This window comes from Halocynthiibacter sp. C4 (assembly GCF_028823805.1).
GTDB lineage: Bacteria > Pseudomonadota > Alphaproteobacteria > Rhodobacterales > Rhodobacteraceae > Falsihalocynthiibacter > Falsihalocynthiibacter halioticoli.
On the sequence record NZ_JAPEIE010000002.1, the window covers coordinates 726773 to 741505 of the forward strand.

The following is a 14733-nucleotide window of genomic DNA, read 5'->3' on the forward strand; positions in this document are numbered from 1 at the left end:
CGCTGTACGCGGCGCCATACCCGAGGGCAGGTGCGATGCGCCTGCTCGATCAACCGGAGGCTCGCCTTCGGTAGGTCGGGGCGGATCGCGCAAATCATTCGTTAATGAATTAGCAGGAAACGAGGCATGACTGACACTGCCGCACCACAGCGTAAGCTTGGCGCTATCTTTGCGGGTCGTTCTGGCCGCAAATCCTACTGGCGTGTCGTAGGCCCAATTTTACTGGCCATGGGTGCAGCACTGGCCTTCGGTCTGTTAGTGCTCGGGCCTGAAATTTATGAGGAGACGACAACTTCAAAGAGTCTGCTCACAGGTGAAATAAGCGTCGAAGTACGTCAGGTCACGGACTATGGCCCAAGACTGGCAAGCAGCATTGTCGGTTGGCTTTGTGTTTTGCCGCTTTTGGTTATGCTGACGCGGCGGGTCCACGACATTGGGTATCCCAGCTACTTCGCTTGGATTGCAGTTTTCTGCGCGTTCCTTGCGCCGACCATTGCGGCAACTCTATCTAGCTTAGTTGCGTACGCTTCAATTCCTCTTGCCCTGATTGTGGGTCTCCTTACAGGGCTTCCTGCTACAATCCTATCTGCCGTCGCACTATTGATTATTTTTCTCTGGGGGTTTGCTCCGTCCGAGCCTGGAGAGAACGAATATGGTCCCTGCCCTGTGGAAGCCGATCAATGAGCTTTACCCAATCCATAAAGACGTGTTTTCAGAAATACGTTACTTTCTCCGGACGGGCCTCTCGTCCGGAGTATTGGTATTTTTTCCTTTTTATTATTCTCGGCAATATCGTGACAACGGTGCTGGATGTGACTTTCTTTGGCGTTGATCTCACCATCACCACCGATGATGCATCCCACACAACAACCACCGAAGTTCACGACAACGGCCCGCTTGGCCGCCTGTTTTCGCTCGCAACTATGATCCCGCTTCTCGCGGTCGGTTGGCGGCGCATGCACGACAGCGGACGCTCCGGCCTGTATCTGTTTTTCCCGCTGATCGCCATGATTGGCATCGGCCTGTTCCTGTCCGTCTCTGCCGGAACCATCGCGTTTACCGGCGGCACGCTCGGACTAGGCGGCCTTGCCACGGCTCTCGGCGCTGTGTCCCTCGCGATCCTGTTTCCCGCACTTGTGATTGGCATTTTCGCCCCGCTTCTTGTGATCTGGTGGCTAACACGCCCCTCTGATCCAAACCCGAATACTTACGGTCCCAACCCGAATGAGGCCCCCCAATGACCGACCAGTCAAACAACGAACAATTCCATGCGTCGTCCTTCCTGCAAGGGCACAACGCGGAGTATATCGAGCAGCTCTACGCTCAATATGCCAATGACCCCAACGCAGTTGATGCGGCGTGGCAGGAGTATTTTGCGGCTCTTGGCGATCTGGACAGCGACGTGGTTGCCGAAGCGGCTGGTCCAAGCTGGGCGCGCAATGACTGGCCGCCTGTTCCAAACGACGAGCTAACCGCCGCTCTTGATGGTCAGTGGGGCACAGAGCCCGAAGCTGCGGGCAAAAAGATCAAAGAAAAGGCCGCCGAAAAAGGCGCGTCTGTTTCGGACGAGCAAGTGAAACGTGCCGTTCTTGATTCCGTTCGCGCGCTTATGTTGATCCGTGCTTACCGTATCCGTGGCCACCTCGCCGCTGATCTCGATCCGCTTGGCATGCGTGAAGACACAAAGCACCCAGAGCTTGATCCGAAATCCTACGGCTTCACTGATGCCGACATGGATCGCCCGATTTTCATCGACAATGTGCTTGGCCTTCAAATCGCGACCCTGCGCCAGATCGTAGAGATCGTGAAGCGCACATATTGCGGCACATTCGCACTGCAATACATGCACATCTCCAACCCTGACGAAGCGGCTTGGCTCAAGGAGCGCATCGAAGGGTTTGGCAAGGAAATACAGTTTACCAAGAACGGCCGTAAAGCCATTCTCAACAAGCTGGTCGAGGCCGAAGGTTTCGAGAAGTTCCTCCATGTCAAATACATGGGCACCAAGCGTTTCGGCCTTGATGGCGGCGAGAGCCTCATTCCCGCGATGGAACAGATCATCAAACGCGGTGGGTCCCTCGGCGTTAAGGATATCGTGATCGGTATGCCGCACCGTGGCCGCCTCTCCGTTCTCTGTAACGTGATGAGCAAGCCCTACCGCGCGATCTTTAACGAATTTCAGGGTGGCAGCTTTAAGCCCGAAGATGTCGACGGATCCGGCGACGTGAAATATCACCTCGGCGCATCGTCCGACCGTGAGTTTGACGGCAACACGGTTCACCTATCGCTTACGGCGAACCCAAGCCACCTTGAGGCCGTGAACCCCGTTGTTCTGGGCAAGGCCCGCGCCAAGCAGGAACAAACCAACGACGCAGACCGTATCGCAACCCTGCCTGTTCTTCTGCACGGTGACGCGGCCTTTGCCGGTCAGGGCGTTGTCGCGGAGTGTTTCGGCCTTTCTGGCCTCGTCGGTCACAAAACTGGCGGCACTATCCATATCGTCGTGAACAACCAGATCGGCTTTACCACTGCGCCGCACTTTAGCCGCTCCAGCCCCTATCCAACCGATATCGCGCTGATGGTTGAAGCTCCGATTTTCCACGTGAACGGTGATGATCCGGAAGCTGTTGTGCATGCCGCCAAGGTTGCCACCGAATTCCGCCAGAAGTTCCACAAAGACGTGGTTCTGGATATCTTCTGCTATCGCCGGTTTGGTCACAACGAGGGCGACGAGCCCATGTTCACCAACCCGATCATGTACAAGAAGATCAAAAAGCAGAAAACAACGCTTCAGCTCTATACAGAGCGCCTTGTCAAAGACGGCCTTATCCCCGAGGGCGAGATCGAGGATATGAAAGCGGCGTTTCAGGCCCACCTGAACGAAGAGTTTGAAATCGGCAAAGACTTCAAACCCAACAAAGCGGATTGGCTTGATGGCCGCTGGTCGCATCTCGACAAAAAGGGCGAGCAATACCAGCGCGGCAAAACCGCTATCTCCGAGAAAACCTTTGATGATGTGGCCAAGAGCCTCACAACGGTGCCTGCAGACTTCCCGCTGCACAAGACGGTGAGCCGCCTGCTTGAGTCAAAGAACAAGATGTTCGAAACCGGCAAAGGTATCGACTGGGCAACCGGCGAAGCGCTGGCTTTCGGCTCCCTTCTGACCGAAGGCTATCCCGTTCGCCTTGCCGGACAGGACTCCACCCGCGGTACATTCAGCCAGCGTCACTCCGGCCTGATCAATCAGGAAACCGAAGAGCGCTACTACCCGCTGAACCACGTCCGCGAAGGGCAAGCCCGCTACGAAGTGATCGACTCCATGCTATCGGAATATGCTGTGCTCGGGTTCGAGTATGGCTATTCGCTGGCCGAGCCGAACGCCCTCGTTGCATGGGAAGCGCAATTCGGCGATTTCGCCAACGGTGCGCAGATCATGTTCGACCAGTTCATTTCCTCTGGTGAAAGCAAATGGCTGCGGATGTCGGGCCTCGTGATGCTTCTGCCTCACGGCTTTGAAGGTCAAGGACCGGAACACAGCTCCGCCCGCCTTGAGCGCTTCCTACAGATGTGCGGACAAGACAACTGGATCGTTGCCAACTGTACAACGCCAGCCAACTACTTCCACATCCTGCGCCGCCAGCTGCACCGCAGCTTCCGCAAGCCGCTCGTGTTGATGACGCCAAAGTCGCTCTTGCGCCACAAGCTCGCCGTCAGCACCAAAGAAGAGTTCACAACCGGAAGCTCCTTCCACCGTGTCCTCTGGGATGATGCGCAGCAGGGCAACAGCGACACCAAGTTAGTAGCCGACAAGAAGATCAAACGCGTGGTTATGTGTTCGGGCAAGGTCTACTATGACCTCCTCGAAGAGCGCGACGCCCGCGGCATCGACGACATCTATCTTCTGCGCGTCGAGCAGTTCTATCCGTTCCCCGCCATGTCGCTCGTTAACGAGCTTGGCCGCTTCCCCGACGCAGAGGTCATCTGGTGTCAGGAAGAGCCAAAGAACCAAGGGGCTTGGACCTTCATGGAGCCCAACATCGAATGGGTTCTGGACCGCATCAAAGCCAAGCACACACGTCCGGTTTATGTCGGTCGTGCCGCCTCCGCGAGCCCTGCCACAGGTCTTGCATCGCAACACAAAGCTCAACAAGCAGCGCTCGTTAACGACGCGCTCACACTCGAAGGATAAACCAATATGTCCACCGAAGTTCGCGTTCCAACACTGGGCGAATCCGTAACCGAAGCCACCGTTGCCACTTGGTTCAAGAAACCGGGTGACGCCGTTGCCGTTGATGAAATGCTCTGTGAGCTGGAAACAGACAAAGTGACCGTCGAAGTTCCGGCCCCTGCTGCTGGTACAATGGGCGAGATCGTTGCCGAAGAAGGCGCAACCGTTGGCGTTGACGCCCTGCTCGCTACAATCGCCGATGGCGCATCCGACAGTGCTGCTCCAGCCGCCAAAGCCGAAGCCGCGCCCGCCGCTGCTCCTGCTGACTCAGGTGGCGAAGCGGTTGACGTAATGGTGCCAACTCTTGGCGAGTCCGTGACTGAAGCAACCGTGTCCACATGGTTCAAAAAGGTCGGCGATACCGTCGCACAGGACGAAATGCTCTGTGAGCTTGAGACAGATAAAGTATCGGTTGAGGTTCCGTCCCCTGCCGCTGGCGTCCTGAGCGAGATCGTTGCCGAAGAAGGCACAACCGTTGACGCATCCGCCAAGCTCGCCGTTATCGGCGGTGCAAGCGCCTCCGCCTCCTCCGCGCCCGCCGCCGCAGAAGCAGCCCCCGCGGCCGCAACTAGCGGCAAAGACGTGGAAGATGCTCCAAGCGCCAAAAAGCTTATGGCCGAAAAAGGCATCGACCCTGCCTCTGTTAAGGGAACAGGTCGCGATGGCCGCATCATGAAAGAAGACGTGCAGAAAGCCGCATCGGCTCCGGCCGCCGCCCCTGCCCCTGCCGCCGCACCATCCGCGCGCACGCCTGTCACAGCAGACGATGCTTCGCGTGAGGAGCGGGTGAAAATGACCCGTCTGCGCCAGACAATCGCGCGCCGCCTCAAGGATAGCCAAAACACCGCCGCCATGCTCACCACCTATAACGAGGTGGACATGACCGAGGTGATGGCACTGCGCAACGAGTACAAAGAGCTGTTCCTCAAGAAGCACGGCGTCAAGCTCGGCTTTATGTCCTTCTTCACCAAGGCCTGCTGCCACGCGCTGAAGGAAGTGCCCGAAGTGAACGCAGAGATCGACGGCACAGACATCGTCTATAAAAACTATGTCCACATGGGCATCGCCGCCGGTACGCCAACTGGCCTCGTTGTGCCTGTGATCCGCGACGCAGACAGCATGTCCTTTGCAGACATCGAAAAAGCCATCGCCGAAAAAGGCGCCCGCGCCCGCGACGGCAAGCTTTCAATGGCTGAAATGCAGGGTGGCTCCTTCACCATCTCCAACGGTGGTGTCTATGGCTCGCTGATGTCCTCGCCGATCCTCAACCCGCCACAGTCGGGTATCCTCGGCATGCACAAAATTCAGGAACGCCCCATGGCGATCAACGGCGAAGTCGTTATCCGCCCGATGATGTATCTGGCTCTGTCCTATGACCACCGGATCGTTGACGGCAAAGGCGCGGTAACCTTCCTCGTGCGCGTCAAAGAAGCGCTCGAAGATCCACGCCGCCTGTTGATGGACCTGTAAAAACCAAGGGGGCGCATCGCCCCCTTTCCTTTCCCGCGCCAGAGGCATTCCGCCTATGACCACCGAACTCACAGCCCTTGCCCTCACCGGCCTCATACATGCGGCGCTCTACTTGGCGCTGATGATTATCGCGCGTCGGCATGTGCCCCATTCGGTGCTCTACGGGACGCGCGACGAAGATGTTTCCCCTTACCTCAAGGGGATCACGGGCCGTCTCCACCGGTGCTTGAACAACAGCGGCGAGGCGCTGATCTTTTTCACACCTGCCGTGGTCATCCTTGCGCTGACAGACCAATCCACCCCCGTCACCCAAATCTGTGCGGGGCTGTTTCTGGGGGCGCGGGCGATCTATGTGGTGACCTATCTTAAGGGAATGATACCGGCACGGAGCCTCATTTGGCTTGCGGGTTTTCTGGCCACCTTCGCCCTCTATATCGCGGCGCTCGTGCCATGGTTCTGAACACAGTCAAAACCCACCATGACACAGGCAAAGCCAGTCCGAATTTGAGCATATGGGAATCATATGCAAAACATATGCAAATAATATCGCCATTTTTGGCGAAAATGACCAAGGAGAAGACCCATGGCGAACTATGATGCAATCGTAATTGGCGGCGGCCCTGGCGGCTATGTCTGCGCGATCCGTCTTGCACAACTCGGCCTGAAAACGGCCTGTGTCGAGGGCCGCGAAACGCTCGGCGGCACCTGCCTCAATGTGGGCTGCATCCCGTCCAAAGCGCTGCTGCACGCCAGCCACCAGCTGCACGAAGCAGAGCACAACTTTGCGAAAATGGGTCTCAAAGGAAAGTCGCCCTCCGTCGATTGGGACCAGATGAAATCCTACAAACAGGACGTCGTGGACCAGAACACAAAGGGCATCGAATTTCTGTTTAAAAAGAACAAGATAGACTGGATCAAAGGCTGGGGCAGCATCCCCGAAGCGGGCAAGGTCAAAGTGGGTGACGAGGTTCACACAGCCAAGAATATCGTGATCGCGACAGGCTCCGAAGCCAGCAGCCTGCCCGGTGTTGAGGTAGACGAGAAGATCGTCGTGACTTCCACAGGCGCGCTTGACCTGCCCAAAACACCTAAGAAAATGGTTGTGATTGGCGCTGGCGTCATTGGCCTTGAACTTGGCTCTGTTTATGCACGTCTGGGTGCCGAAGTCACTGTGGTTGAATTCCTTGATGAAATCACACCTGGCATGGACAAAGACGTTCAGAAAACCCTGCAACGTATCCTTAAAAAACAAGGCCTTAGCTTTGTGATGGGCGCTGCGGTTCAGTCCGTAGACAAGACCAAAACCAAGGCCAAAGTGAACTACAAACTGCGCAAGGATGACAGCGAAGCAACTATCGACGCTGATGTTGTACTGGTCGCCACAGGCCGCCGTCCATTCGTTGACAACCTCGGCCTCGATGCGCTTGGCGTGAAGATGACAGAGCGCGGCCAGATCGCAACCAACGATCACTGGGCCACCAATGTCGACGGCGTGTACGCCATTGGCGACGTGATCGAAGGGCCGATGCTCGCGCACAAAGCCGAAGACGAAGGCATGGCCGTTGCCGAGCAGATCGCGGGCAAATCCGGCCACGTGAACTATGACGTGATCCCCGGCGTGATCTATACCGCCCCAGAAGTGGCCAGCGTTGGCGCGACCGAGCAAAGCCTTAAAGAAAAGGGCGTTAACTATAAGGTCGGCAAGTTTTCCTTCATGGGCAATGCCCGCGCTAAGGCCGTGTTCCAAGGCGAAGGCTTCGTGAAAATCCTCGCCGACAAAGACACAGACCGTGTTCTCGGCGCGCATATCATCGGCCCTGCTGCGGGTGACATGATCCACGAAATCTGCGTGGCCATGGAATTCGGCGCCAGCGCGCAAGACATCGCCCTAACCTGCCACGCGCACCCGACCTACTCGGAAGCGGTTCGCGAAGCAGCCCTTGCCTGTGGCGACGGCGCGATCCACGCCTAGCTAATTTCCCTAATCCGGCACAATCGTGCCGCATTTTTGCATGACAAGTGACGGATGGTCCCTGCGGGCTGTCCGTCTTCTTTTTGCAAAGGTGCAAGATGCGCAACGCGTTACTGGCTATATTAACAAGTGTCCTAGCAGTAAATTCGCCTCTCCCATCAGAGGCTCGTACCGGCCAAAAACTTTACTTTGTCGAAACAGAACACGCCGCGCTCCCCCATGCGCCGGCCCTCTCACTGTGTGTCCTTGCAGACGTAACAACAGTTTTTGGGCTAGAGCTCGCAGTGACCAACCAACGGTATGTAGCTAGTGAATCCAGTTGCACTCCCGGAAGCCATAAGGAGTTTTTCCCTGGTGGCTTCCGGGATGCGCAGGCTGAGGGTGTGTATAGCGCCGCTCTTCCTGCAACCCCTGACCTTACTCCAAAACACCGCACGCCTGTCATCTTTGGTGCATTTGCACTGTTGTTAGCTGCGATTGCGGCACTCTTTGCTTTTGTACCTTCACTGCGCGCGCTCATTCCCGCGCGCGCGACCCCGCCAAGCAAATCGGACGCAGAGGCCGTTGTGAATGTCATGTGCCATATGTCGATCATCGATCGTAAGGTGGATGCGCATGAAATCCGAGTAATCGCGCGCCTTGGCTATGAAATGACAGGCCATCACATCGCGCCCGAAGAAATCGTGAAGCTGATCAAGAACACCAAACGCGACATGACTCCGCTGGAATGTCGTGCGCTTGGAAAGGGGCTGAGCCTCGCGAACCGTCGACTCTGTTATAGTGCGGCTCTAAAGATTGCGACGCGCCATCGCGGGTTGATCCGCCCTGAGGTGCAATTCCTGCGCAGCCTTGCCTCTGGCCTTCGCCTTTCAGGGCGTGACGTAAACAAATGCGTGGCGAGCGCGCAGACGCCTACGCCAGATACGGCCGTTGTATCCCCATACGATCAGGTCATTCCCGCGCAATAACGCCAGTCAACTTGCCAAAAGTCGAAGCCCCTGCGTAACGTCTGTGCGAATGGCCAGACGCAAACCCGGCTCGTCTCCCGCCCGGAGTGCTGCAATGATAAGTCGGTGATTGCGCGGCGGATCGGTCCGGCGCAATTTTCCATAGAGCGAGCGCATTGTTGGCCCAAGCTGGAGCCAGACCGTCTCTGTCATGGCCAAAATCGCTGGGGCCTGTGCGCGCAGATAAAGCGTGCGATGAAATTCCAGATTGGTCCGGATGTAGCCAACCGCGTCCTGTTTCGCCACATGCTCGGCGATCGTTGCGTTGATGGATTGAAGCCGTTCAATCAACGCCATATGCGCCCTTGGAAGCGCGCGGCTCGACAGCTCCGGTTCGAGCAACGCCCGCAACGCGGCAAGCTCTTCAATCCGCTCGTTCGACAATTCCGGCGTCGAAATCCGCCCTGAGGAGGAAAGCGTTAGAGCCCCCTCGGCAACCAAACGTCGCGCCGCCTCGCGCACGGGCGTCATGGATATTCCGTAATCTTTACCAACCCCACGCAGCGTGAGCGATTGGCCGGGCGCAAGTTCACCGTGCATGATCTTTGCCCTGAGATGGCGATAGACCTGTTCGTGAACGGCCTCATTTTCCTTGAGTTTGAACGTCATGCCGCAATGTGATCACAAATCTTGCGGAGGTCAATCCTTGAAGCGAAACCGGTGCAGTTCTTGCCCCTCGTCGCGAAGCCACTTACGGGGCGCGGCATAATCGGGATAGATCCGCGCGACCTGATCCCAAAACGCCTGTGAGTGGTTCATCTCCACCCGATGCGCAACCTCATGGGCCGCGACATAACGCAAGACATCCGGCGGCGCCATCACCAGCCGCCACGAATACATCAGATTCCCTTCGTAAGAACAGGACCCCCATCGAGAGCGCGTATCTCGCAAGGTGATTTTGCCGATATCGACGCCGAGATCATGCGCATACCCCTCGCTCGCCTCGAGCAAATCCGCGCGCGCCGCATGTTTCAAGAATGTCGCGACCTTTACGCCCGCACGCTCTTCTGAAACCTCCAAGCGCCCGCCAACCAAGCGCGCAGAGCGGCCCGTACCCTCGGCAATCTCCAACCGCTGCCCGCGAAACCAGACCCAACTCCCCGGCGCGGGCCGAATCTGCTCGACCTGAGTGCCAAGTTGCGCGCGAATCCAATCGGCTTTTTCATTCGCAAATCGTTCGGCTTCTTTGACGCGCGCGCGCGTCGGCAATGTTAGAGTCACACGACCATCCAAACGGGACACACGCAAACTCAAACGCTTTGCGCGCGCAGACCGCCGCAGCTTCACAACAACCTCGGGCGTTCCCGAAAGCCGCAAACTGTCAACCTGTACCCGCTTGTTAAACATTCATTCAAACCTATGCGAACTTCTGCCCAAATACCGCAACAATCGTGCCGGAACCTCAAAAGCCTTTGACACCCTCGAATTGTTGTGGCAGTTGGCTCCAAATCCGAATTTATGAGCCAGCTTGAAGGGGATCACAATGCCCAAAGAAGAATGGGGAACGAAACGCGTTTGCCCCCAGACCGGAAAACGCTTCTACGATCTCAATAAGACTCCGATCATCAGCCCCTACACGGGCGAAGAAGTTGTCGTCGAAGAGGGCGCGAAAACACGCAACCTTGTTGCCGACAAAGCCGACGCCGAAACAACAGCCAAAGATCTGGTTGATGGCGATGAGGCCGTGATCGAGGATGATGCAGATGACCTCGATGTAGAACTCGATGACGACATCCTCGAGGATGACGACGACGACGATACAGTGCCTCTTGAGGAAATCGCGGACGTCTCTACCAACGACGACGATTAATCGCAAAATTATCAGAAGCGCGCGTGATTTTCGCTTGAACATCGGCGCGCGCTTCCATAAGTACACGCTCGCAGACAATATCTGCGTGAGGGGCCTTAGCTCAGTTGGTAGAGCGCTTGCATGGCATGCAAGAGGTCAGGGGTTCGACTCCCCTAGGCTCCACCAAATCTTACCTGACATTCCCGATCAAAGCTCAGCAAACGCTGTAGTTCGCGCTTTCGACTACGCCCAGTGGCATCAGTTGCGGTCTGTGCCTGTCTCAATTGGGAAGAACAGCCATAGTACGAAAATTGAGCCGATTGGCGACCATAGCAAAGACATCGTCCACCATGCCCACGGGGAATGCCCTCGGGCTTTGGCCATGTCTCCAATAATCGCAAACAGCAGATAGACGGCACAGAGCGCCAGCGTGATGAATGCAAGCAGCATCACAGCTCCGAACACGTCAGACATTTGGCCACCCTCCGTTTCAAACAGCGAAAATTGCGTGGGGCGACCCTGTCTTACGGCCTAAGACTTAACAATCTGTTCAAATCCGCCAATAAGCATGCGTTTTCCATCAAATGGCATCGGGGCGACATCGGGCTGAGCGCGCGGGTCATCGATGGTTTTCTTCATACCCGCATCTCGTGTGGCTTTGTCGGGCCATAGAACCCATGAAAACACGATGGTTTCATCGTCCTTCTTTTGAACGGCCTGCGGAAATGACGTGATCTCTCCTTCGGGCACCTCATCGCCCCAACATTCGACGCATTCAATTGCGCCGTGTTCTATAAAAACTTTGCCAATGATTTCAGCGTGTTCGATAAATTCCTGTTTCCGCGCATCAGGAACGGCGGCAACAAATCCGTCAACATAGGCCATGAGAAATTCCTTTCACTCTCGGCAATACTTTTGGGTTGAGAATACCCTTACCCTACCATTTCGGGCCGTGGCGGCCAAATTTGGCCCCCGCGCCCCTTCTCGCTGGCATCAAGAAAAACTCCACTTGTTGGACAAACCATTAGGATCAAATGCAAAACCTTCCTATGATGCGGTTAACAAAGTGATTTCTGAGCACGGGAGCCGAATGTGTTGGTGATTTTCCTTAAGTTTCTGCATTTTCTAGCATTGTTTTTCGGTGGCGTGTCCATCGCCAGCTCCATCGTGCAGTCCGCCCATGCAAAGGCCAAAACGCCGCCCGCCCCGCCTGTTCAATCGGCCATGAGAACGCTTGGCTTCATGAGCCTCGGCGCTATCCTTGTTCTTTGGATTACCGGTATCGCGCTTGTGCAGGCGCTTGAGGGGGCGCTGGTCCTGAACTGGGCCTTTTATGGAAAACTCGTCGGCGCGGCGATTGTTCTTGGCTGCTCTGCAGCGCTGAACTTTCTGAGCCTGAATGCAGCGCGCAAGAAAACGGCGCCCGACGCGGCACTCATGAAAAAATTTGTTTCGGGCGCGCGCGGCGGGCTCTTGATCGCGTTGATCGGGGTTGCCATCGCATTTACGCCATTCTAATCGCGAAACTTTGGCGCCGCACTTTACGCTCACACTGAAACTGGATAGAAAACGAAAAACTACGCATACATTAAATTATGCAGAAAGGATGCCTATGACTTCGGGCAGTACAATGGCGCTTGTCGCGCACGATGGTATGAAAAACCTGTTGATCGACTGGTCCAAGCGCAACAAGGCTGCTCTGGAGCCGCTCACGCTATTTGCCACGGGTACAACAGGCGGCCGACTAACTGACGAGGTTGGGCTAACGCTCACGGCGCTCAAAAGCGGCCCCAAAGGCGGCGATGCGCAACTTGGAGCAATGATTGCCGAGGGGCGGCTTGATGCGCTTGTGTTCTTTATAGACCCGCTGTCGGCCCTGCCTCATGACGTTGATGTTAAATCGCTTCTTCGACTGGCCATTCTCTATGACACCCAACTCGCTGTAAATGAATCTACGGCGAACGCGGTGCTTGCAAACATCAGGTAAGAAAATGAAAACAATTCTCGGATGTATCGCGGATGATTTCACCGGCGCTACGGATTTGGCCGGACTACTGGCACGCAGCGGCGTTAAGGTTTCGCTACGCATGGGCATTCCCGATGAAGCGCCCAATCCCGAAACAACCGCCGCATTCGAGGTGATTGCCCTTAAGTGTAGGACGTCGCCCGTTGACGAGGCTGTTGCAGAGTGTCGTCGCGCTCTTGAATGGCTCAAGGCTGCGGGAGCGGAGCGGTTTTTCTGGAAATACTGCTCTACGTTCGACAGTACGGACAAAGGCAATATCGGACCCGTCGCCGAGGCCCTCATGGCAGATCTCGGCACTGACCAGACAATCTATTGCCCAGCTTTCCCAGAAAACGGGCGTAGCATCTTTATGGGCAACCTCTTCGTAAACGAAGCGCCCCTCGCCGAAAGCCCCATGCGGAACCATCCGCTCACCCCAATGCGCGACAGCAACCTGATGCGCCTTCTGGCGCCGCAGGTTTCGGGCGCGGTTGGTCTTGTGAATCGGCTTGCGGTGGATCGCGGCGTAGATGCGCTTCGTATGCGTCTTAACGAATTGAAAGCAACGGGGACGCAGCACGTAATCGTTGACGCCGTAGCCAACCAAGACCTCTATACGATCGCCGAAGCCTGCCGCGACATGCCGCTTATGACAGGGGGCAGCGCCGTGGCCATGCCGTTGCCTGACCTTTACATCAAAGACGGTGTGCTTGATGCGAACGCCGAACGCCCAAGCGCCCCGCAGCTTGCCAAGGGCGCAATTATTCTAGCAGGTAGCTGCTCGGAGATGACCCGCAAACAAGTTGCCGCGATCAAAAGCTCAGCAGCCTCGCTTAGGCTTGACCCGCTCGACCTTGCGGAGAATGGCAACGAAGCGGCGCGCGCGTGGCTCAAGGCGCAACCGATTGAGGCGGTCAAAATGATCTATGCCAGCGCAGAACCCGAGGCCGTATTGGCAGCGCAGGAAAAACTTGGCGTTGCGCGCGCGGGCGAATTGGTTGAAGCGGCGCTTGCCGAACTGGCCGTAGATGCGCGTGACATGGGCACCCAACGATTTGTGGCCGCTGGTGGTGAAACATCAGGCGCTGTGACCAAAGGGCTGGGCGTGCAGCGCATGACCATCGGCCCAGAAATCGCACCTGGCGTGCCTTGGACATATTGCGAGAGCGGAGACACCGAAATCGCACTCACCCTCAAATCGGGCAACTTCGGTGCAGAGACATTCTTTGCCGACGCACTTGCCCTTCTGGAGAAGCTATGAGCAGCAGCGAAACCAAACTCCGCGAAGAGATTTGCCTGATTGCAAAGTCGCTGTTTGATCGCGGCCTTACGGCGGGCGCGAGCGGTAATATCTCGGCCAGAACCGAAGATGGCGGGTTGCTCGTCTCCCCCACAGGAAGTTCCTTCGGGCGACTTGACCCCGCCCGACTGAGCCGATTTGACGACAAGCTCAATCACATTGGCGGCGACAAGCCGACCAAGGAAATGCCACTGCATTCTGCATTCTACGACACGCGCGGCGACAAGGCTGGCGCGATTGTCCACCTGCATTCCTGCCACTCGGTCGCGCTTTCTGTGCTGCCCGATGTGGACCCAGACAACATGCTGCCACCGATTACAGCCTACGGCGTGATGCGGTTGGGCAAGGTGGCACTCCTGCCCTATTTCATGCCCGGCGATCCGGCGATGGGCGGCGCAATCCGAGGGCTTGCAGGCAAACGCTCGGCAGTGGTTTTAGCTCATCACGGACCAGTTGTGGCGGGCAAAACGCTCGAGGCGGCGGCCTATGCGATGGAAGAACTCGAAGAAACCGCCAAGCTCACCCTGATGACCCGCGGCATGACACCAAATCTGCTTACGGACGCACAGGTTCAAGGCCTCGTACGCGAGTTTGGCGTTGAGTGGGATTGATAGTTCCCTCCAGCGTTCCTAGCAAGAGATGCCCCCTGCGCAGCCGACAAAATTCACAATGGCCATCCAATACTTATCATCAAATGTATCGCCACTATTGAAACACAAAGTTTCGCCTCAGTTACACCACGACTTTGAACATATTGACCGACTTTTTGTACAAAAAGACAGGTAGGAACTGTACGTGTGTACAACTACATTGAACTCAACATTAACGAGTGAATTGAGTAAGTGGAGTTAAGAGTATGTTTGAGTTTGTACTAATCACTTTGCTGGCAATTGTTGTTGTTTTCGGTTCACCCGCTCAACTTTTTGCCGGCAAAGAAAAAATCTGGCAAAAAGTCGCGGAAT

At 56.3% G+C, this 14733-nt stretch carries 16 protein-coding genes and 1 tRNA gene; 13 read left to right on the forward strand and 4 right to left on the reverse strand.

Annotated elements, in window-relative coordinates:
• Nucleotides 1-126: 126 nt before the first annotated feature.
• The 7 genes from OU789_RS10670 (at nucleotide 127) to OU789_RS10700 (ending at nucleotide 8638) form a co-directional block, all read left to right on the forward strand.
• Nucleotides 127-684, forward strand: a complete 558-nt coding sequence (locus OU789_RS10670; protein ID WP_274655567.1) for a DUF805 domain-containing protein — start codon at nucleotides 127-129, stop codon at nucleotides 682-684.
• Nucleotides 681-1241 carry a DUF805 domain-containing protein gene (locus OU789_RS10675; protein ID WP_274655568.1) on the forward strand — a complete coding sequence of 187 codons (561 nt, stop codon included), beginning with the start codon at nucleotides 681-683 and terminating at the stop codon, nucleotides 1239-1241. The genes OU789_RS10670 and OU789_RS10675 overlap by 4 nt, the downstream gene beginning before the upstream one ends.
• Nucleotides 1238-4189, forward strand: coding sequence for a 2-oxoglutarate dehydrogenase E1 component (locus OU789_RS10680; RefSeq protein ID WP_274655569.1), 2952 nt, complete (start codon nucleotides 1238-1240; stop codon nucleotides 4187-4189). Before OU789_RS10675 ends, OU789_RS10680 begins: the two co-directional genes overlap by 4 nt.
• Before the next feature lie 6 nt (nucleotides 4190-4195).
• Nucleotides 4196-5698 carry a 2-oxoglutarate dehydrogenase complex dihydrolipoyllysine-residue succinyltransferase gene (odhB, locus tag OU789_RS10685; RefSeq protein ID WP_274655571.1) on the forward strand — a complete coding sequence of 501 codons (1503 nt, stop codon included), beginning with the start codon at nucleotides 4196-4198 and terminating at the stop codon, nucleotides 5696-5698.
• A 55-nt stretch (nucleotides 5699-5753) separates the two neighbouring features.
• The gene (locus OU789_RS10690) at nucleotides 5754-6158 is read left to right on the forward strand and encodes an MAPEG family protein (RefSeq protein WP_263952429.1); all 405 of its coding nucleotides are present in this window, start codon (nucleotides 5754-5756) and stop codon (nucleotides 6156-6158) included.
• Nucleotides 6159-6281: 123 nt separating this feature from the next.
• A complete protein-coding gene (lpdA, locus tag OU789_RS10695; RefSeq protein WP_274655574.1) occupies nucleotides 6282-7670 on the forward strand; it encodes a dihydrolipoyl dehydrogenase in 1389 nt (462 codons plus the stop codon).
• A 284-nt stretch (nucleotides 7671-7954) separates the two neighbouring features.
• Nucleotides 7955-8638, forward strand: a complete 684-nt coding sequence (locus OU789_RS10700; RefSeq protein ID WP_274655576.1) for a hypothetical protein — start codon at nucleotides 7955-7957, stop codon at nucleotides 8636-8638.
• Nucleotides 8639-8644: 6 nt separating this feature from the next.
• On the opposite strand, the gene OU789_RS10705 is transcribed toward OU789_RS10700, so the two are convergent.
• A complete protein-coding gene (locus OU789_RS10705) occupies nucleotides 8645-9286 on the reverse strand; it encodes a GntR family transcriptional regulator (RefSeq protein WP_263952426.1) in 642 nt (213 codons plus the stop codon).
• A 30-nt stretch (nucleotides 9287-9316) separates the two neighbouring features.
• Complete coding sequence (locus tag OU789_RS10710; protein WP_274655578.1) at nucleotides 9317-10024, reverse strand: M48 family metallopeptidase; 708 nt, start codon at nucleotides 10022-10024, stop codon at nucleotides 9317-9319.
• 136 nt (nucleotides 10025-10160) lie between these two features.
• Here OU789_RS10710 and OU789_RS10715 point away from each other — a divergent pair, with 136 nt between their 5' ends.
• Nucleotides 10161-10487, forward strand: a complete 327-nt coding sequence (locus OU789_RS10715; protein ID WP_263952424.1) for a TIGR02300 family protein — start codon at nucleotides 10161-10163, stop codon at nucleotides 10485-10487.
• Nucleotides 10488-10576: 89 nt separating this feature from the next.
• Nucleotides 10577-10652: transfer RNA gene (locus tag OU789_RS10720), tRNA-Ala, on the forward strand.
• A gap of 72 nt (nucleotides 10653-10724) precedes the next feature.
• Here the strand turns inward: OU789_RS10720 and OU789_RS10725 are convergent.
• Both OU789_RS10725 and OU789_RS10730 read right to left on the reverse strand, forming a co-directional pair.
• Nucleotides 10725-10940 carry a hypothetical protein gene (locus OU789_RS10725; RefSeq protein WP_274655580.1) on the reverse strand — a complete coding sequence of 72 codons (216 nt, stop codon included), beginning with the start codon at nucleotides 10938-10940 and terminating at the stop codon, nucleotides 10725-10727.
• A 57-nt stretch (nucleotides 10941-10997) separates the two neighbouring features.
• Nucleotides 10998-11351 carry a DUF1428 domain-containing protein gene (locus OU789_RS10730; RefSeq protein ID WP_274655582.1) on the reverse strand — a complete coding sequence of 118 codons (354 nt, stop codon included), beginning with the start codon at nucleotides 11349-11351 and terminating at the stop codon, nucleotides 10998-11000.
• 207 nt (nucleotides 11352-11558) lie between these two features.
• On the opposite strand from OU789_RS10730, the gene OU789_RS10735 reads away from it, so the two are divergent.
• The 4 genes from OU789_RS10735 (at nucleotide 11559) to otnC (ending at nucleotide 14382) form a co-directional block, all read left to right on the forward strand.
• Nucleotides 11559-11984, forward strand: a complete 426-nt coding sequence (locus tag OU789_RS10735; RefSeq protein ID WP_274655584.1) for a hypothetical protein — start codon at nucleotides 11559-11561, stop codon at nucleotides 11982-11984.
• Between the two features lie 88 nt (nucleotides 11985-12072).
• Nucleotides 12073-12453, forward strand: a complete 381-nt coding sequence (locus OU789_RS10740) for a methylglyoxal synthase (protein WP_274655586.1) — start codon at nucleotides 12073-12075, stop codon at nucleotides 12451-12453.
• 4 nt (nucleotides 12454-12457) lie between these two features.
• Nucleotides 12458-13732, forward strand: a complete 1275-nt coding sequence (otnK, locus tag OU789_RS10745; protein ID WP_274655588.1) for a 3-oxo-tetronate kinase — start codon at nucleotides 12458-12460, stop codon at nucleotides 13730-13732.
• Complete coding sequence (otnC, locus tag OU789_RS10750; protein WP_274655590.1) at nucleotides 13729-14382, forward strand: 3-oxo-tetronate 4-phosphate decarboxylase; 654 nt, start codon at nucleotides 13729-13731, stop codon at nucleotides 14380-14382. The genes otnK and otnC overlap by 4 nt, the downstream gene beginning before the upstream one ends.
• Nucleotides 14383-14733 lie beyond the last annotated feature (351 nt).